Source organism: Lentibacter sp. XHP0401 (assembly GCF_025751535.1).
Lineage (GTDB): Bacteria > Pseudomonadota > Alphaproteobacteria > Rhodobacterales > Rhodobacteraceae > Lentibacter.
In genome coordinates this window covers 186,862-203,810 of sequence record NZ_JAOWLC010000003.1, presented here as the reverse complement: position 1 = coordinate 203,810, position 16,949 = coordinate 186,862, and the positions used below count along the sequence as shown (strand labels likewise).

Annotated in this window: 20 protein-coding genes; 13 read left to right on the top strand and 7 right to left on the bottom strand. The window is 54.8% G+C overall.

Features of this window, described 5'->3' with window-relative positions; all coding sequences use genetic code 11:
* Positions 1–77 precede the first annotated feature (77 nt).
* From OE750_RS05830 to rfbA, 8 genes are all read left to right on the top strand, one after another.
* Positions 78–1,301, top strand: coding sequence for an MFS transporter (locus tag OE750_RS05830; protein WP_263762414.1), 1,224 nt, complete (start codon positions 78–80; stop codon positions 1,299–1,301).
* An 88-nt stretch (positions 1,302–1,389) separates the two neighbouring features.
* Positions 1,390–2,355 (top strand): KpsF/GutQ family sugar-phosphate isomerase, encoded by a 966-nt coding sequence (locus OE750_RS05825; protein WP_263762412.1) that lies wholly within the window; start codon positions 1,390–1,392, stop codon positions 2,353–2,355.
* Positions 2,352–3,143 (top strand): 3-deoxy-manno-octulosonate cytidylyltransferase, encoded by a 792-nt coding sequence (locus OE750_RS05820; RefSeq protein WP_263762410.1) that lies wholly within the window; start codon positions 2,352–2,354, stop codon positions 3,141–3,143. Before OE750_RS05825 ends, OE750_RS05820 begins: the two co-directional genes overlap by 4 nt.
* Positions 3,140–3,964, top strand: a complete 825-nt coding sequence (gene kdsA, locus OE750_RS05815; protein WP_263762408.1) for a 3-deoxy-8-phosphooctulonate synthase — start codon at positions 3,140–3,142, stop codon at positions 3,962–3,964. Before OE750_RS05820 ends, kdsA begins: the two co-directional genes overlap by 4 nt.
* A gap of 4 nt (positions 3,965–3,968) precedes the next feature.
* Positions 3,969–4,529 carry a dTDP-4-dehydrorhamnose 3,5-epimerase gene (rfbC, locus tag OE750_RS05810; RefSeq protein ID WP_263762406.1) on the top strand — a complete coding sequence of 187 codons (561 nt, stop codon included), beginning with the start codon at positions 3,969–3,971 and terminating at the stop codon, positions 4,527–4,529.
* Positions 4,526–5,563 carry a dTDP-glucose 4,6-dehydratase gene (gene rfbB / locus OE750_RS05805; RefSeq protein WP_263762404.1) on the top strand — a complete coding sequence of 346 codons (1,038 nt, stop codon included), beginning with the start codon at positions 4,526–4,528 and terminating at the stop codon, positions 5,561–5,563. Before rfbC ends, rfbB begins: the two co-directional genes overlap by 4 nt.
* Positions 5,560–6,393 (top strand): dTDP-4-dehydrorhamnose reductase, encoded by an 834-nt coding sequence (gene rfbD / locus OE750_RS05800; protein WP_263762402.1) that lies wholly within the window; start codon positions 5,560–5,562, stop codon positions 6,391–6,393. The genes rfbB and rfbD overlap by 4 nt, the downstream gene beginning before the upstream one ends.
* The gene (gene rfbA / locus OE750_RS05795) at positions 6,390–7,262 is read left to right on the top strand and encodes a glucose-1-phosphate thymidylyltransferase RfbA (protein WP_263762400.1); all 873 of its coding nucleotides are present in this window, start codon (positions 6,390–6,392) and stop codon (positions 7,260–7,262) included. The genes rfbD and rfbA overlap by 4 nt, the downstream gene beginning before the upstream one ends.
* A gap of 1 nt (position 7,263) precedes the next feature.
* Here rfbA and OE750_RS05790 read toward each other — a convergent pair whose 3' ends face one another.
* Genes OE750_RS05790 through OE750_RS05780 form a run of 3 tightly spaced genes read right to left on the bottom strand, consistent with a single transcriptional unit; the run spans position 7,264 to position 9,535 of the window.
* Positions 7,264–7,848, bottom strand: coding sequence for a Smr/MutS family protein (locus OE750_RS05790; protein ID WP_263762398.1), 585 nt, complete (start codon positions 7,846–7,848; stop codon positions 7,264–7,266).
* Positions 7,845–8,840, bottom strand: coding sequence for a murein transglycosylase A (locus OE750_RS05785; protein WP_412176201.1), 996 nt, complete (start codon positions 8,838–8,840; stop codon positions 7,845–7,847). The genes OE750_RS05790 and OE750_RS05785 overlap by 4 nt, the downstream gene beginning before the upstream one ends.
* Positions 8,841–8,878: 38 nt before the next feature.
* Positions 8,879–9,535, bottom strand: a complete 657-nt coding sequence (locus OE750_RS05780) for a Tim44/TimA family putative adaptor protein (RefSeq protein WP_263762394.1) — start codon at positions 9,533–9,535, stop codon at positions 8,879–8,881.
* Positions 9,536–9,640: 105 nt separating this feature from the next.
* On the opposite strand from OE750_RS05780, the gene OE750_RS05775 reads away from it, so the two are divergent.
* Together OE750_RS05775 and secB are read left to right on the top strand one after the other, a co-directional pair.
* Entirely contained in the window at positions 9,641–10,120 is a 480-nt protein-coding gene (locus tag OE750_RS05775; protein WP_263762392.1) for an FxsA family protein, read from the top strand.
* Positions 10,121–10,184: 64 nt separating this feature from the next.
* A complete protein-coding gene (gene secB / locus OE750_RS05770) occupies positions 10,185–10,670 on the top strand; it encodes a protein-export chaperone SecB (RefSeq protein WP_263762390.1) in 486 nt (161 codons plus the stop codon).
* A 3-nt stretch (positions 10,671–10,673) separates the two neighbouring features.
* Here secB and dnaQ read toward each other — a convergent pair whose 3' ends face one another.
* From dnaQ to OE750_RS05750, 4 genes are read right to left on the bottom strand one after another with little or no spacing between them, the layout of a single operon-like run.
* Positions 10,674–11,363, bottom strand: coding sequence for a DNA polymerase III subunit epsilon (gene dnaQ / locus OE750_RS05765; RefSeq protein WP_263762387.1), 690 nt, complete (start codon positions 11,361–11,363; stop codon positions 10,674–10,676).
* On the bottom strand, positions 11,356–11,949 hold the full coding sequence (gene coaE / locus OE750_RS05760; protein ID WP_263762385.1) for a dephospho-CoA kinase: 594 nt from the start codon (positions 11,947–11,949) through the stop codon (positions 11,356–11,358). Before coaE ends, dnaQ begins: the two co-directional genes overlap by 8 nt.
* Positions 11,949–12,782 carry a shikimate dehydrogenase gene (locus tag OE750_RS05755; RefSeq protein WP_263762383.1) on the bottom strand — a complete coding sequence of 278 codons (834 nt, stop codon included), beginning with the start codon at positions 12,780–12,782 and terminating at the stop codon, positions 11,949–11,951. The genes coaE and OE750_RS05755 overlap by 1 nt, the downstream gene beginning before the upstream one ends.
* Positions 12,779–13,378, bottom strand: coding sequence for a Maf family protein (locus tag OE750_RS05750; RefSeq protein WP_263762381.1), 600 nt, complete (start codon positions 13,376–13,378; stop codon positions 12,779–12,781). Before OE750_RS05750 ends, OE750_RS05755 begins: the two co-directional genes overlap by 4 nt.
* A 401-nt stretch (positions 13,379–13,779) precedes the next feature.
* Here OE750_RS05750 and hemJ point away from each other — a divergent pair, with 401 nt between their 5' ends.
* From hemJ to mnmE, 3 genes are all read left to right on the top strand, one after another.
* Positions 13,780–14,229, top strand: a complete 450-nt coding sequence (gene hemJ / locus OE750_RS05745; protein WP_263762378.1) for a protoporphyrinogen oxidase HemJ — start codon at positions 13,780–13,782, stop codon at positions 14,227–14,229.
* 120 nt (positions 14,230–14,349) lie between these two features.
* Positions 14,350–15,630 (top strand): transcription termination factor Rho, encoded by a 1,281-nt coding sequence (rho, locus tag OE750_RS05740; protein ID WP_263762376.1) that lies wholly within the window; start codon positions 14,350–14,352, stop codon positions 15,628–15,630.
* A gap of 30 nt (positions 15,631–15,660) precedes the next feature.
* Positions 15,661–16,947, top strand: a complete 1,287-nt coding sequence (mnmE, locus tag OE750_RS05735) for a tRNA uridine-5-carboxymethylaminomethyl(34) synthesis GTPase MnmE (RefSeq protein ID WP_263762374.1) — start codon at positions 15,661–15,663, stop codon at positions 16,945–16,947.
* Positions 16,948–16,949 lie beyond the last annotated feature (2 nt).

Sequence of the window (16,949 nt, the reverse complement as noted above, 5' to 3'; positions counted from 1 at the left end):
GCAGACGTTAACCCCACCGTACGGTGGTCGGGCGTTTTGGGGTTTTCATTCCCTGCGTTATTGGCAAAAGCTGGCAGATGGATACGTTTTCTTTCCTCAGGCTCAATGCCAGATGGCTCGCCGCAGGCGCGCTGCTCACCTTTATGTCGAGCTTCGGACAGACGTTTTTCATCTCCATTTTCGCAGGCGAAATCCGCTCCGAATTTGGCCTAAGTCATGGCGAATGGGGCAGTGTTTATGCCCTCGGAACCTTGGCTTCAGCTGTGGTCATGGTCTGGTCCGGCGGGCTGACCGACCGCTTCCGCGTCCGCACTCTTGGCCCTGTCATTCTCGCCTGTCTGGTCTGCGCCTGCGCCTTTATGGCAAGCAACAATTCCGCATGGCTCCTCCCCGCCGTCATTTTCGCTTTGCGCATCACGGGCCAAGGCATGACAAGCCACATCGCCGTCGTCGCCATGGCCCGTTGGTTTACCGCCGCAAGGGGCCGCGCTCTCTCGGTTGCAGCGCTTGGTTTCTCTTTCGGAGAGGCCGTTTTGCCCCTGCTGTTCGTAGCTCTTCTTACGGTCTATGACTGGCGGCTTTTATGGGTCGCGGCGGCGCTTGTTGCCCTTCTCGGAATCCCTGTTCTCATTGGACTTTTGCGCGAAGAGCGCACCCCGCAATCCATGGCGCAATCCTTCCAGTCTGTCGGCATGAACGGGCGCCATTGGACCCGAAATCAAGCCATGTCACACTGGTTGTTCTGGGTCATGGTTCCAAGCATTCTCGGGCCCTCAACTTTCGGCACGGCGCTTATGTTTCATCAGGTTCATTTCTCTGAAATCAAGGAAATTTCGCACCTCACATTCGTTGCCATGTTTCCGCTCTACACAGCGGTCTCGATCTTCTCCATGGTCTTCTCGGGCTGGGCGCTTGACCGGATCGGAACACCCCGTCTCATCGTATTTATGTATCTCCCCGCAGCACTTGCCTTCCTCGTTTTCGGGCTTGGTCAAGGCACAGGCGGGTTGCTCCTCGGCTTTGCCCTCTTCGGCCTCACATCAGGCGCCAACTCGACCTTGCCCAATGCCTTCTGGGCCGAGTTTTACGGCACCTCTTCCATCGGCTCGATCAAGGCCATGGCCGCAGCTGTCATGGTGCTTGGCTCCGCCATCGGGCCAGGCCTCACAGGCTGGGGGATAGACGCAGGCATAAGCCTTGAAACCCAATACATCGCCGTAGCGTTCTACTTTCTGTGCTCCAGCACACTCCTGTTTTTTGGCGTCCGCAAAGCCGCAACACTCCTCCCCGCCGCCGCCTAGCAAGCTTGTTATTAAACCTCATGACCGCTATGAGCGTGTCCTAGAGAGCGGCCGCTTTCAGGCGCCGGCATTGACCCAAGGACCGATGATGACCGACCCAGAAAACAATCCTGCGATCCGCTCGGCCAGGCGCGTGTTGACAACCGAGGCCAACGCCATTTTGGATATGGTTGAACACCTGCCCGCAGACTTCGCCGATGTTGTCGATCTGGTGCTCAACACCAAAGGCCGCGTCATCATCTCCGGCGTTGGCAAGTCAGGCCATATCGGCCGCAAAATTTCGGCCACGCTCGCAAGCACGGGCACACCTTCGTATTTTGTGCACGCCTCCGAAGCCAGCCACGGCGACCTTGGGATGATCACCGAGCATGACATCGTCGTGCTCATTTCCAACTCGGGCGAAACGCAAGAGTTGCGCGATATCCTTTTACACACCCGTCGCTTCAGTATCCCGTTGATCGGCATTTCATCGAAGACCAACAGCACACTTTTGCAGTCGGCTGATTTCAAACTTAACCTGCCCAATCTGCCTGAGGCTTGCGCCATAGGCATGGCTCCCACCACCTCGACAACCTTGACACTCGCCATGGGAGACGCGCTCGCCGTGGCCGTCATGGAGCAGCGCGGCTTCGGCTCGGAAGACTTCCTCAAAAACCACCCGGGCGGCAAGCTCGGCGCGCAGCTTTCCCGCGTGTCAGACTTGATGCACAAGGGCGATCAGATCCCGACTGTCGAAGCCGACACGCCTATGCCAGACGTGCTCCTCTCGATGACATCCAAGGGCTTTGGCGTCACCGGTGTGCTCAAAGACGGGGTGCTGATCGGGGTTATCTCCGATGGCGACTTGCGCCGCCACATGGGCAACCTCATGGAAAAGGCAGCAGGCGAAATCGCCACGCTCAACCCCGTAACTGTGACGCCTGAGCTTTTCGCCGCACAGGCACTTGCCCTGCTGAACGAGAAGAAAATCTCGGCTCTGATGGTGGTTGATAATACGGGCTGCCCTGTTGGTATCGTCCACATTCACGATCTCTTGCGCGCAGGTGTTGCATGAAAACCGTTGTTCTCATTCCCGCCCGTTACGCTTCAACCCGCTATCCAGGCAAGCCGCTGGTTATGCTCCGTCAGAAAGACGGCAGCGAGAAATCTCTCATCCAAATGAGTTATGAAGCCGCCTCGCAAATTTCAGGTGTGTCCGAAGTCTATGTCGTCACAGATGACGCACGCATCAAGGCCGCCTCCGAGGCTTTCGGCGCACAAGTTATCATGACAAGCCCCGAGCGTGAAAATGGAACAGCCCGTGTAGCCGAGGCCGTTAATGTTGCGAAGCTTGACGCTGATATCATCGTCAATTTCCAAGGCGATGCGCCACTCACGCCACCCTGGTTTGTGGAAAATCTGATCGCCGCAATGAAAGCTGATGAAGCCGCCCAAATGGCAACACCCGTCTTGCAATGTGACGCGCAGACATACGCCATGTTCAAGGAAGATCGCGCCGCTGGCCGCGTGGGCGGCACAACCGCTGTCTTCGGCGCCGAAGGCCGTGCGATCTATTTCTCCAAGGAGGTTTTGCCCTACATCGACGCTGGCAAAGTCCCCGCGCAGAACATACCCGTCTATCATCACGTTGGCGTCTACGCCTATCGCCCCGAAGCGCTCAAAGCCTATATCTCTTGGCCAGAGTGCCAGCTTGAAAAGCTTGAAGGGCTTGAGCAACTGCGCTTTCTTTACAATGGCGTCGCAGTGAAATGTGTTGAAGTTGAAGCGCGCGGCCGTCTCTTCTGGGAGCTGAACAACCCGGAAGATGTGGCGCGCATAGAAAAGGTATTGGCAGAGCAATGACAAAAGTTATCGACATCAACGGTGTAAAGGTTGGCGGCAACGAACCCTTCGCTCTCATCACTGGTCCTTGCCAACTTGAAAGCCTTGATCACGCCCGCATGATGGCCGAGCGTATCGCCGAAGCTTGCGCGCCCACCAAGACAGGCTTCATCTTCAAGGCCAGCTACGACAAAGCCAACCGCTCCTCCATCAGCACAGAGCGCGGCCTTGGCATGGAAGAAGGCCTCGCAATCCTCTCCAAAATCCGCGAGGAATTCGGCTGCCCGGTGCTCACCGATGTACATGTTGACCGCCAATGCGCCCCTGCCGCCGAGGCAGTCGATGTGTTGCAAATTCCGGCGTTTCTCTGCCGCCAGACCGACCTCCTCCTCGCCGCTGGCGAAACAGGTGCCGCGATCAACGTAAAGAAGGGCCAGTTTCTTGCCCCGTGGGACATGGGAAATGTCGCCGAGAAAATCGCCAGCACAGGCAACGAGAAAATCATGCTTTGCGACCGCGGCACAAGCTTTGGCTACAATACTTTGGTGAGTGATTTCCGCGGCCTGCCGATCATGGCGCAAACGGGCTACCCCGTTGTGTTTGATGCAACCCACTCTGTCCAGCAGCCCGGCGGTCAAGGCACAACATCGGGCGGACAGCGCGAGTTTGCCCCCGTGCTCGCGCGCGCCGCCGTTGCCGTAGGTGTCGCTGCGCTCTTCATCGAAACCCATGAAGATCCCGACAATGCGCCCAGCGATGGGCCAAACATGATCCCCGTCGATCAAATGCAAGCGCTCATCGGCAACTTGGCCCGCTATGATGCGATCAGCAAGGAAAGCTGAGCGCATGAAAGTCACGCCCACTGCGCTTCCCGGTGTGCTCCTGATCGAGCCGGTCCGACATGGTGATAACCGTGGCTTCTTTTCCGAAAGCTGGAACAAGGCACGCATGGAGCAGCACGGGATCAACGTGGATTTCGTGCAAGACAATCACTCGCTGTCTTCCGCTCTCGGAACAGTGCGCGGGCTGCACTTTCAAGCGCAACCCCATGCGCAAGCCAAGCTTGTGCGCTGTGGCCACGGTGCGCTCTTCGATGTCGCGGTTGATATCCGCAAAGGCTCGCCAACTTACGGCCAGTGGGTCGGCGTCGAACTCAGCTTTGAGAACGGCAAACAGCTCTTTATCCCAGAAGGCTTCGCCCACGGCTTTATCACCCGCGCGCCTGACACCGAGATCATCTACAAGTGCAACGCTTACTATTCGCCCGAGGCAGACGGCGCGATCCTGTGGAACAGTTGCGGCATTGACTGGGGCTTTGACGGCACCCCAGAGCTGAGCGGAAAAGACGCGGTCGCACCCCCATTCGCCGAATTTGACAGCCCGTTCACATGGGAGGGCGCGGCATGAAACTTCTTGTCACAGGCGGCGCCGGCTTTATCGGCTCGGCCGTTGTGCGCCTCGCCGTTTCGCGCGGCTATGAGGTCGTCAATCTCGATGCACTCACCTATGCCGCTTGCCTTGAGAATGTCGCGAGCGTGTCTGACAGCCCGTTTTACAGCTTCGAGCAGGCCGATATTCGCAACCTGCCCGCGCTTGAAGCCATCTTCGCCAAGCACAAACCCGACGCAGTGATGCACCTCGCTGCCGAAAGCCATGTCGACCGCAGCATCGACGGTCCGCAAGCCTTCATCGAGACAAACGTGATGGGCACATACAACATGCTCCAAGCCGCGCGACAACATTGGGACGCGCAAGGCAAACCCGAAAGCTTCCGCTTTCATCATATCTCCACAGATGAAGTCTTCGGCTCGCTCGGTGCAACCGGGCAGTTCACCGAAGACACGCCCTATGACCCGCGCTCGCCCTATTCCGCTTCCAAGGCCAGCTCCGATCATCTCGTGCGCGCTTGGGCAGAAACCTACGGGCTTCCGACAGTCATCACCAACTGCTCAAACAATTACGGCCCCTACCACTTCCCCGAAAAGCTGATCCCCGTGGTGATCCTGAGCGCGCTTGCTGGCAAGCCCATCCCGATTTACGGCAAAGGCGAAAACGTCCGCGACTGGCTCTATGTCAAAGACCACGCCGATGCGCTTTTGCTGGTGCTTGAGAAAGGCGCGCTCGGCCGCAGCTACAATATCGGCGGCGAAAACGAGCGCAGCAATCTTGAGTTGGTTCAAACCATCTGCTCCATTCTTGATAAGCTCAAACCCGCTGCCGCACCTTATGCCAATCTCATCAGGTTTGTCACCGACCGCCCCGGACATGATCTGCGCTACGCGATTGATCCGTCTCGCATCCGCGACGAACTCGGGTGGCGGCCTTCGGTCACTGTTGAGGAAGGCTTGGAAGAAACCGTGCGCTGGTATCTCGGCAATGAGGCTTGGTGGCAGCCGCTGCTGTCTCGCTCGGGTGTTGGTGAAAGGCTTGGCCGCGCATGAGCGTTCTGGTCTTTGGCAAAACCGGTCAGGTCGCTTGCGAACTTCAGCGCTTGCACCCAGAATTCACCTACCTCAGCCGCGAAGAAGCTGATCTTGCACAGCCAGAAATTTGCGCCGAAGCGATCCTGAAGGCCAAGCCCGGCGCCGTGATCAATGCTGCTGCATATACCGCCGTTGACCGCGCCGAGGAGGAAGAGGTGCTCACCCACACCATCAACGCCGAAGCCCCCGCCGCCATGGCCCGCGCCTGTGCCACACTGGGCATTCCGCTAATCCATATCTCTACCGATTATGTCTTTGATGGCAGCGGCAACCACGTGTTCAAACCAAACAACACACCCAACCCGATCAACGCCTATGGCCGCACAAAGCTTGCGGGGGAAGAGGCTATCCGCGCCAGCGGCGCGCTTCATGCGATCCTGCGCACATCATGGGTCTTTTCGGCCCACGGCAACAACTTCGTCAAAACCATGCTGCGCCTGTCGGAAACGGGCAATGCCCTCAGTATTGTCAGTGATCAGATCGGCGGGCCAACCCCCGCCTCCGCCATAGCAACCGCCTGCGTTCGCATCAGCGAGATCATCACAAAAAGCGGAACCTATCACCTCTCGGGCGCACCCGAGACAAGCTGGGCCGATTTTGCCCGCGAGATATTTGCTCAGGCTGGCCGCAAGGTAACCATCACCGATATCGAAACTGTAGATTACCCCACACCCGCCAAACGCCCGCTGAACTCTCGGCTTGATTGCGCCTCACTCCTGTCAGATTTTGGGGTTAATCAGCCGGCTTGGAAAGACGCATTGAACAACGTGATAAGAGAGCTGACATGACACAACGCAAAGGCATCATCCTCGCGGGCGGATCAGGCACACGGCTCTATCCGATCACCATTGGCGTCTCAAAACAGCTTTTGCCGATCTATGACAAACCGATGATCTATTATCCCCTCTCGGTGCTCATGTTCGGCGGTATCCGCGAAATTGCAATCATCACAACACCGCAAGATCAGGACCAGTTCCAACGCACTCTGGGTAACGGTTCGCAATGGGGCCTCAACCTCACATATATCACGCAGCCTTCGCCCGACGGGTTGGCGCAAGCCTACTTGCTGGCTGAAGATTTCCTCGCTGGCGCGCCCAGCGCGATGGTTCTGGGCGATAACATCTTCTTTGGCCACGGCTTGCCCGAAGTGCTTGCCGCTGCCGATAGCCTGGAAACAGGCGGAACCGTATTTGGCTACCGTGTCGCCGATCCGGAGCGCTACGGCGTTGTCGATTTTGCCGAAGATGGCACAGTCAAATCTATCGTTGAAAAACCTAAAGTTCCGCCATCTCATTATGCCGTGACAGGCCTCTACTTCCTTGATGGTTCAGCTTCCGAGCGCGCTGCCAAGGTGCGGCCCTCCGAGCGCGGCGAGCTTGAAATCACTTCGCTTCTGGAAAGCTATTTGCACGATGGTCTGCTCAACGTGCAGCAAATGGGCCGTGGCTTTGCCTGGCTTGATACAGGCACACACGGCTCCTTGCTTGATGCGGGTAATTTCGTGCGCACGCTTTCAGAGCGGCAGGGCCTACAAGTGGGCAGCCCCGAAGAAATTGCCTATTCGCGTGGCTGGATCACAGCAGCAGAACTTCAAAAACGCGCCGAGAGCTTTGCCAAAAACTCTTACGGTCAATACCTGCTCAACCTGCTGAAATGACTTAGCGCTGACGGCGCAAATAAACGTAATACGCCCCGCCACCGCCATGGCGCAAATGCGCCTCGGTGATCTGCAAAACAACCTGCGCCAAAGGCGGGGTTTGCAGCCAATGCGGAACCTGATGTCGCAACACTCCAAACCGCACAGGAATTGGCCCGCCATCATCGCGCAGCTTGCCTTTGCCTGTGACAACAAGCACCAGCCGCTTCTGGCTCTGATAGGCTTTCATCACAAAAGCCGTCAGCCTCGGGTGCGCCTGATCAAGCGTCATCCCGTGCAGGTCAAGCTTGGCCTCGGGTTTCAGCTTGCCTTGCTTGAGTTTGCCATGCGCTTTCTTGTCCATCTGCACGGGTGCTTTTGCTACGCGCTCGCGGATATCGGGGAGCACATCATGCGCGCTTCTATAGGTCGTTGCCCGCGCGCTCACTTCAAATGCCTCAATCGGCTGCACGGCCTTTTTCACAGGCGTTTTGGGGCTGCGCAAAGCGTCCTGAGGCTTCGTGCGCTTAGGGTGCATCGGCACGGCCGTTTCAGCCACCTTACCCCATAGCTCAAGCTCGTCCTTATGCAGCTTGCGCCTGCTCATTGTTCGTCAACAGGTAGGTAGGCATAAGCAGTTTGAATCGGCATAAGCACAACCATCCGCCCCGGATCTTTCAACCGCCCCGCCTTCTGCCCGGCAGCATCACCCGTTCCAAAGAAAATATCCGCCCGTTGCGCGCCCTTGATGGCAGAACCGGTATCCTGCGCAATCATCAAGCTGCGGATTTTTCCCTTGCCGTCCTTCTCAACCCAAACAGGCGCGCCCAGTGGCGTATAGCGCGGATCAACAGCGACAGTGCGCATTGTCGTCACCGAACGGTTCATCGCACCAAGTGGGCCAAGATGTGACGGCACTTCGCTCACCTCACGAAAAAACACATAGGAAGGATTATGTCGCAGCAGTTCCAACCCGTCGATAGGGTTACGCCGCACCCAGTTTTTGATCACCTGCGCCGACACCTGGTGCACATTATACACCCCGCGCCGCACAAGTTCCCGTCCGATCGAGCGATACTCATGACCATTCTTGCCGCCATATCCCACACGGATAAACCGCCCGTCAGGAAGCCTGATACGGCCAGAGCCCTGAACCTGTAAAAAGAACAGCTCGACAGCGTCATCCACCCAGGCAATCTCAAGGCCACGGCCCTCCATCGCCCCGGTTTCTTCCATCTCTCGACGGCTCAACCACGAACCGTCACGCGCCTCCGGCGGCAAAGAATAAATGGGAAAACGAAACCGCTCGGAACGATACAAATCACCGTCAAGCTCGGGTTCGAAATACCCCGTGAAAAGCGCAGGCTTGCCATCGCTGATCTCGACAGGCCGAAAGAACAACTCAAAAAACGCACGTGCGTTGGTCTGCTCGGCAGCAGCGCGGCACAGGTTGCGCCAGTCGGGTGATTTCATGTCCTGACAGGTGTTCAAAAACACCTTGAGCGCTGCGGCATGGTCATCTTCTGCCCAGCCGTCCAGCTCGTCAAACTTCAGAATACGGTATTCCGTTTCTTCAGCGGCGCTTCCTGATCCTGTCATCGCAAGCCCAGCCATTATTGCCGCTAAAAGAAAACGCTTCATTCACCTGTGGCAACCAAAATCCAGTTTGGATCGTTCACACCCATTTCGCGCTCGAACGTCCAGATATCTTTCTGGGTTTTGACCTTACCTTCCTTACCTTCAACAATCTCACCGGCATTATCTCGCACAACAGAAGTGAGCTCGCCAACAAATTTTACCGAAATCTCTGCTGTTCCGCTTGCTTCATGGAACTCCGCAGAGTGGATTGTCATTTCACGCACACCGATAAAATCGGCTTCAACCTTGAGGCCCTTTTTCTCACGTGCCTCAACGACCTGCGCGAAAACGTCATAAACCTCATCGGCGAGGTAGGGCTTTATTTCGGCCAGCTCACCGCGCTCAAAGCCCATCAGGATAAATTCATAAGCGCCACGTGCTCCCGAAAGGAATGTGCCAACAGAAAAAGAAGCCTCACGCTGCTTCATCTTTGCAAGCGCCTTTGCCGTATCGCTGCCTTCTTCGGCGTGATCCGTGATATCCTCATCTGGACCACCCTCGATTACCTCAAATTTGCGTTTGCGCTGGTCAAGCCCGGCAGGCGGCACTTCAGGCGCTTCGTAACCGTCACGTGTGCCCAAAACGCTGCGAAGCCGCAGAATGAGAAAAATGGCAATCCCGGCAAGGACAAGCAGCTGTAGAATGGGCGAATTCATGAAGACCTCATTAAGTGGACGTGGCAAAGAGCGCTATCTGCACCTATGTAGGTTATGGGCGCGATCAAGTCTACTGCGCCCAATTGACATGCAGGAGACAACAATATGTGGCTTTTGGTGGCTTTTATAGCCGTGCCCCTCATCGAAATCGCGCTTTTCATTCAGGTTGGCGGGGCCATCGGGCTTTGGCCAACTTTGCTGATCGTGATTTTAACTGCCCTTCTCGGCACATCGCTGTTGCGAAATCAGGGCGCATTGGCGCTCAACAACCTGCGCAACTCGTTCAATGACCTGCGCGACCCGACAGAACCTTTAGCCCACGGCGCAATGATCCTGTTTTCCGGCGCCCTCCTGCTCACACCCGGGTTTTTCACCGATACCATGGGATTTTTGCTTCTGGTTCCAGCTGTCCGCCACGCGCTTTTCAATTATGTCCGTGCCCGCGTTAAAGTTCAGACCTTCTCTACGCAGCCTCAAGACCCGCGCAACCACAGTGCGCCGGACGATATCATCGAAGCAGAATATCACGAAGTTGACGAAGACAAGCGCCCGACACATCCCAACTCGGGCTGGACGAAACACTGAGAGGCATTGAGGCCTGCGCGCCTTCTTGCTAAGGCTTGCGCAAGAATTTCGTTAGGAGAATACCATGGCCGAAAATGGCGCCGTAGAAACACCCCAAGTTAAACTCAACGTGATCAACCAGTTCATCCGCGACATGTCGTTTGAGAACATCCTTGCCCAAAAAGGCGTGCAAGGCGAAGTCACGCCTGATGTAAATGTTCAGGTCAACCTTGATGCCAAAAAACGCGCTGCCGAAAACCAGTATGAAGTTGCAATCAAGCTTGCTGTCACTTCCGTGAACAAAGAAAATACCGCGGAAAAGCTTTTCCTTATGGAAATCGACTATGTCGGTATTTTCAACATCGAAGGCGTGCCAGAAGACCAGTTGCACCCTTTTTTGCTGATCGAATGTCCGCGCCTTCTGTTCCCGTTCCTGCGCCGCATCGTGTCTGATGTCACGCGCGATGGTGGCTTCCCGCCGCTGAACCTTGAGAACATCGACTTCATGGCACTTTACCGCCAAGAACTCATGCGCCGTCAGGCCGAAGAAAACAAAACGCCCGTTTCCTAAGGGCTACCCCAGCTTTTTCCAAAGCGCGCCGTCGCCCAGGCTTTCCACAAAAGCCACATGGGCGGCGGCTTCTTTTTCACTGATCCGTGGTGGAAGCGGCGTGCTGCGTGGTTGCGCTCTCCAGCGCCCTTCACTGCCGACACTCTCGCTCTCATGGTCAGCCGAAAGGCCAAAATCAGGCTGCTTGCCGCCAATCAGCTCCAGATAAACTTCCGCCAGAATTTCGCTATCAAGCAAAGCGCCGTGCAGCGTTCGCGAAGAATTATCAATGTTGAAGCGTCGACAAAGCGCATCCAGAGAGGCAGGCGAGCCGGGAAATTTCTTGCGCGCAATATCAAGCGTATCAAGTGCTTGACTCATCGGAAGCTGTGGCAGGTTCATCCACTTCAACTCGGCGTTTAGAAACTTCATGTCAAACGCCGCATTATGAATGACCAGCGTAGAATCCTGTACAAAATCGAGAAACGCCTGCCCGATCTGGGCAAATTTCGGTTTGTCCGCAAGGAATTCATCCCCAAGCCCATGCACCTCAAACGCTTCCTGCGGCATCCCGCGCTCGGGGTTGATGTATTGGTGATAGGTCCGCCCCGTTGGCATGTGGTTCAACAGTTCGACAGCCCCGATCTCGACAATGCGGTCACCTTGCATCGGCTCAAAACCTGTCGTCTCGGTATCGAGAACTATCTCACGCATTGTTCAACCCTGCCCTTATCTCTTTCACAATCGCTTTCACCTGCCGCTCGGCACTTTCCAACGTGTCAGTCGTCACAACATAATCCGCCAGGTTGCGCTTTTCCACATCAGGCATCTGCTTGGCCTTGATCGTTTCAAAATGCGTCTCAGACATTGTCCCGCGTTCAAGCACCCGGGCGCGCTGCGTTTCTTCATCTGCGGTCACGACAACAACGGCATCCATCTTGCCTTCATTGCCACCCTCAAACAGCAGCGGAATATCAAAAACAATGATATCCGACTGCGCGCTTTCAGCGAAATTTACCCGGTCTGCCGCGACAAGCGGATGCACGATCTTCTCAATATCATTGAGCGTGGCAGGGTCCGCCCCAATCATCTCTTTCAGCCGCTCGCGCGATACCGCGCCCGCAATCACCGCCTCGGGAAAAGCCTCGCTCATCGGGCCAACAGCCAGCCCACCCTCAGCATAAAGCCGGTGCACCGCCGCATCCGCATCCCAGACAGCGCAACCCTCGGCTGCAAACATCTTGGCCGTCGTCGATTTGCCCATGCCAATAGATCCAGTGAGTCCAAGCCAGAATGCCATCAGCGCAGTACCGCCGCACGGGTTTCATCTGTCACTTGAGGACGAACACCAAACCAGCGCTCAAATGCCGGAACGGCTTGATGTAAAAGCATCCCGAGACCGTCTACCGTGACACATCCTGCCTTGTTCGCCTCGTTCAAAAGATGCGTCATCAGTGGTGCATAAACGAGGTCTGTCACCAATGTTCCCTTTTGCAATCCGTCAAGCGGCACACGCAAAGGCGGTTTCCCTACCATGCCAAGCGATGTGGTATTAATTACAGTTGTCGCCTCTTCCAGCATATTTCCCGCCTGCACCCAATCAACAACGCGCAACCGCTTGCCAAAATCAGCTTGTAGCTTTTCAGCACGAAGCTTGGTGCGGTTGGAAATCAGGATTTCCGGCACACCCACCTCGACAAGTGCCGCAATCACCGCGCGCGCAGCACCGCCCGCCCCGAGAATAGCCGCAGGTCCAGCCTTCGGGTTCCATTCCGGTGCTGAGTGCCGCAAGTTTTGAATAAAGCCGTAACCGTCTGTATTATCAGCATGTATCTTGCCATCTTTGCGAAAAATCAGCGTATTTGCCGAGCCGATAAGCGCTGCACGGTCTGTCACCAAATCGGCAAACTCTAAAACCTTCTCTTTATAAGGCACGGTCACATTAACGCCGACAAACCCCATCTTGGTCAGCATCCGCACAACTTGCTCTAAGTCATCGGGCGCAACATCTATCGGAATGTAATGTCCCGCAATTCCCAATGTCTTTAACCAATAGGTGTGGAGCGCCGGCGATTTCGAGTGCGCCACTGGTGACCCGATCACACCGGCCAGAGGAATTTTAGTCAAGCTCATCCCTTAAGATCTCCTGAAAGCGTAAGGTGGTTTATCATCTCTACAAGCGGCAGGCCGAGAATAGTAAAATAATCGCCCTCAATACGGCTGAAAAGCCGCACGCCCTCTTCCTCAAGCTTATATCCGCCAACCGAGCTTTGAAGGCTAGGCCAGTTCCGCTCTATATATTCCTCAAGGTATGAGTCCGAAATGTCGCGCATATAAAGCCGCACTTGCCCCACATGCCGCCAAAGAGGCTCACATTCATGATAAATTACAACAGCCGAGAGCAAACTGTGCCGCTTTCCGCGCAGAGCCTTTATTTGTTCTTTTGCCTCTTCAGGTGTTTTTGGCTTTGAAAATACCTGTCCCTCGAAATCAAGCACCTGATCACAGCCTATCACCAACTTGTCTGGGTGCTTCCCGCTCACTTTGCGCGCCTTGGCTTCGGCCAATGCATCTGCAATATCTCGGGGGCTCGCGTCTTCAGCTTTAAGCGCCGCTTTGAGCATTTCTTCATCAACGCGCGGTAAAACAGCCTCAAAACAGATACCCGCATTTTGAAGCATCTGCGCCCTGATCTGCGAACCCGAGGCCAGAATGATCTGCCGTGCCATGTGGAAAACTCCGGTAAAATTACCGAACAATTAATGCACAAAAAGCAGAACAATCAACGGCGCACACCCTTTTGCGGAAAACTCACCCGTTTCACAGTGTTTTCGTATTTCTAACCTCAAGTGGAAAAGAATAACTCGATGGTTGGATTTTCACTTAAAGAATTTCAAACATACACAGATTCTCCACAAGCGAATCATCCCTATATTTTTTAAAAGTCTGTTTTTTATCAAATAATTAACTATTCTACTCTGCGGAGAAATAGTTACAAACTCAATTTCCCTCACATATGAATAACCCATTGGATAACTCGATAATCCACAGGTTTGGTCTTTCCTACATAATCATCAACCTTTCTTTCTTTTATATTTATTTATAAGGGGAGATCGAAAGGATGGTGGAAATGTCTGATCTTCTTGCTGATCTCTATTTATGGACCAAGTCGTTCCATATTATGTCTGTGCTCGCATGGATGGCAGGCCTGTTCTACCTTCCCCGCCTTTTCGTTCACCACACTGAACAAAGCATACCAGGCGATGAAAAGGATGCTCTCTTTCAGATGATGGAGCTTAAACTCTTTCGTCTCATCATGAATCCGGCAATGACCTCAACTTGGGTTTTTGGTCTGTTGCTTGTTTTCACCCCGGGTATTGTCGATTGGTCCTCTGTCTGGCCATGGACCAAAGCTGCAAGTGTGCTGGCCATGACATGGTTTCATCATTGGCTAGGCTATCGTCGTAAAGATTTCGTAAACGGGGCCAATACCCGCACGGGCCGCACCTACCGGATGATGAATGAGCTTCCGACAGTTCTGATGATCATCATTGTGCTTTCCGTAGTCCTAAAGTTCTAAAACGTTGACTCATGCGCCCCTCAGGCTTATCTGAGAGGCAAGCCTGCCCGTTCCGGGAGCACAGGTAATCCCGTTTTCAAACCAAATTAGCGCCCCGTTTGCGAGCGCAAAGGTAATGTCATGACAGAAGAATCCCAAGAACAGCTTCACCTCGCAGAGTTGAAGGCCATGCACCCCAAAGAGCTGGTCACAATGGCTGAAGAGCTCGAAATCGAAAATGCCACAACGATGCGCAAGGGCGAGATTATGTTCTCGATCCTGAAAGAGCGCGCCGAGGAAGGCTGGATGATTGGCGGGGAAGGTGTGCTTGAAGTGTTGCAAGACGGCTTCGGCTTTTTGCGTGCACCCGAGGCCAACTACCTCCCCGGCCCCGACGATATCTACGTTTCCCCCGAAATCCTGCGCAAATTTTCCCTGCGTACGGGTGATACAATCGAGGGTCACCTCAAGCAGCCAGAAGACAACGAGCGTTATTTTGCCCTCACCCATGTCACCAAGATCAACTTTGAAGAGCCTGAAAAGGCCCGCCATAAGATCGCTTTTGACAACCTGACGCCGCTCTACCCAGACGAGCGCCTGAAAATGGAAATCGAAGACCCGACAATCAAGGACAAATCCGCACGGATCATCGACCTTGTCGCACCCATCGGTAAAGGCCAGCGTTCACTTATCGTTGCTCCGCCGCGCACAGGTAAAACTGTTCTGCTCCAAAATATCGCCCACAGCATCGAAAAGAACCACCCTGAGTGCTATCTTATCGTTCTCTTGATAGATGAGCGCCCGGAAGAAGTGACGGACATGCAGCGCTCTGTAAAAGGCGAGGTCGTCTCCTCAACATTTGACGAGCCAGCAACACGTCACGTGGCGGTTTCCGAGATGGTTATCGAGAAGGCAAAGCGGCTCGTCGAGCACAAGCGCGATGTCGTCATCCTGCTCGATTCAATCACACGTCTTGGCCGCGCCTTCAACACGACTGTGCCGTCTTCTGGCAAGGTTCTTACAGGCGGTGTCGATGCTAACGCGCTGCAGCGCCCCAAGCGCTTCTTTGGTGCAGCACGTAACATCGAAGAAGGCGGCTCCCTCACCATCATCGCGACAGCCCTCATCGACACAGGCTCGCGTATGGACGAGGTCATCTTTGAAGAGTTCAAAGGCACGGGTAACTCCGAAATTGTGCTTGACCGTAAAGTTGCCGATAAGCGCGTCTTCCCGGCCATGGACATCCTTAAATCCGGTACACGAAAAGAAGAGTTGTTGGTCGAAGCAAAAGACCTGCAAAAAACCTTCGTTCTCCGCCGAATCCTCAATCCGATGGGAACAACAGACGCTATCGAGTTCTTGCTTGGCAAGCTTAAGCAAACCAAAACAAACGGTGAGTTCTTCGACTCTATGAACACGTAAAACCTGTTCTTTATCAACGGGTTATAAGAAATGAGCACTATTTTTGCCCAAGCCTCCGCGGCTGGTAAAGCTGGCGTTGCTGTGATCCGGATATCTGGGCCACAGGCTTTTGCTGCCTGTTTTTCCCTTTGCGGCTCTGTGCCCCCGCCTCGTCAGGCCACCTTGCGGGCACTGCGCGATTCGGCTGGTGAGAAACTCGATGAAGCGCTGGTGATTTGCTTTGCCGAGAAAGCCAGCTTTACGGGTGAAGAAACTGTCGAGTTGCAGACCCACGGTTCCATAGCTGTGGTAAATGCTGTTTTGGCTGAACTGAGCTGCATGGATGGTCTCCGCCTTGCCGAGCCTGGTGAGTTTACCCGCCGGGCTTTGGCCAACGGGCGGCTCGATCTTGCTCAGGTTGAAGGCCTCGCAGACCTCATCGAATCAGAGACAGAAGCCCAACGCCAGCAAGCCTTGCGGCTCTTCTCCGGTGGTCTCGGGGATCTGGCCTCGCAGTGGCGCGAACGTCTTATCCGCGCCAGCGCGCTGCTCACGGTCACAATCGATTTTGCCGATGAGGATGTGCCAGTCGATGTCGCACCTGAAGTCCTATCACTCATCTCTGAAGTTCAGACCGCAATGCAAGCGCAGGTCGATGGTTTCGGCGCAGCCGAGCGTATCCGAACTGGTTATGAAGTCGCTATCGTTGGCTCTCCCAACGTGGGTAAGTCCACGCTTCTAAACGCTCTCGCTGGCCGTGATGCTGCGATCACTTCAGAAGTTGCTGGCACAACCCGTGATGTTATAGAAGTTCGAATGGAGCTTGCTGGCCTCCCGGTTACCTTGCTCGATACGGCCGGTCTACGCGAAACAGATGACAGAGTTGAAAAGATCGGAGTTGCTCGTGCTTTGGAGCGTGCAAAAGCCGCGGACTTACGTGTGTTTCTCGTTGAAGCTGGGGTAGCACCAGAGTTTTCTCCACTTCTCAATGATATTATCGTCACAGCGAAAGCTGATTTATTAGCTGATACCAAAGGGGCAGTGTCGGGCAAAACCGGCGCAGGCCTGTCCGAATTGGTCTCACGGATTTCAAACACGCTTGCGTCAAAGATAGCAAAAGCGGGCCTTGCCACCCGCGCACGTCATAAAGAGGCAATGCAACGTTGTTTAATATCACTTGAAAGTGCAGCGTCGCTCATTGCTTCGGATGCCGAATCCACTGATATTGCAGCAGAGGAGCTGCGCATTGCCCATGACGCGTTAAACTCACTCATCGGGCGCGTTGATGTCGAGCATGTGCTTGACGAGGTTTTTTCCAGCTTTTGTCTGGGTAAGTAGGA

Bases quoted from the DNA above. Each gene is read 5' to 3' on its own strand.
- dnaQ (WP_263762387.1), bottom strand. From the start codon at position 11,363: ATGCGTGAGATAGTTCTCGATACCGAGACGACAGGTTTTGAGCCGATG.
- OE750_RS05775 (WP_263762392.1), top strand. From the start codon at position 9,641: ATGTGGCTTTTGGTGGCTTTTATAGCCGTGCCCCTCATCGAAATCGCG.
- OE750_RS05780 (WP_263762394.1), bottom strand. From the start codon at position 9,535: ATGAATTCGCCCATTCTACAGCTGCTTGTCCTTGCCGGGATTGCCATT.
- rfbD (WP_263762402.1), top strand. From the start codon at position 5,560: ATGAGCGTTCTGGTCTTTGGCAAAACCGGTCAGGTCGCTTGCGAACTT.
- OE750_RS05830 (WP_263762414.1), top strand. From the start codon at position 78: ATGGATACGTTTTCTTTCCTCAGGCTCAATGCCAGATGGCTCGCCGCA.
- coaE (WP_263762385.1), bottom strand. From the start codon at position 11,949: ATGGCATTCTGGCTTGGACTCACTGGATCTATTGGCATGGGCAAATCG.
- hemJ (WP_263762378.1), top strand. From the start codon at position 13,780: ATGTCTGATCTTCTTGCTGATCTCTATTTATGGACCAAGTCGTTCCAT.
- OE750_RS05825 (WP_263762412.1), top strand. From the start codon at position 1,390: ATGACCGACCCAGAAAACAATCCTGCGATCCGCTCGGCCAGGCGCGTG.
- OE750_RS05750 (WP_263762381.1), bottom strand. From the start codon at position 13,378: ATGGCACGGCAGATCATTCTGGCCTCGGGTTCGCAGATCAGGGCGCAG.
- kdsA (WP_263762408.1), top strand. From the start codon at position 3,140: ATGACAAAAGTTATCGACATCAACGGTGTAAAGGTTGGCGGCAACGAA.
- OE750_RS05790 (WP_263762398.1), bottom strand. From the start codon at position 7,848: ATGAGCAGGCGCAAGCTGCATAAGGACGAGCTTGAGCTATGGGGTAAG.
- rfbA (WP_263762400.1), top strand. From the start codon at position 6,390: ATGACACAACGCAAAGGCATCATCCTCGCGGGCGGATCAGGCACACGG.
- rho (WP_263762376.1), top strand. From the start codon at position 14,350: ATGACAGAAGAATCCCAAGAACAGCTTCACCTCGCAGAGTTGAAGGCC.
- rfbB (WP_263762404.1), top strand. From the start codon at position 4,526: ATGAAACTTCTTGTCACAGGCGGCGCCGGCTTTATCGGCTCGGCCGTT.
- mnmE (WP_263762374.1), top strand. From the start codon at position 15,661: ATGAGCACTATTTTTGCCCAAGCCTCCGCGGCTGGTAAAGCTGGCGTT.
- OE750_RS05755 (WP_263762383.1), bottom strand. From the start codon at position 12,782: ATGAGCTTGACTAAAATTCCTCTGGCCGGTGTGATCGGGTCACCAGTG.
- secB (WP_263762390.1), top strand. From the start codon at position 10,185: ATGGCCGAAAATGGCGCCGTAGAAACACCCCAAGTTAAACTCAACGTG.
- OE750_RS05785 (WP_412176201.1), bottom strand. From the start codon at position 8,840: ATGACAGGATCAGGAAGCGCCGCTGAAGAAACGGAATACCGTATTCTG.
- OE750_RS05820 (WP_263762410.1), top strand. From the start codon at position 2,352: ATGAAAACCGTTGTTCTCATTCCCGCCCGTTACGCTTCAACCCGCTAT.
- rfbC (WP_263762406.1), top strand. From the start codon at position 3,969: ATGAAAGTCACGCCCACTGCGCTTCCCGGTGTGCTCCTGATCGAGCCG.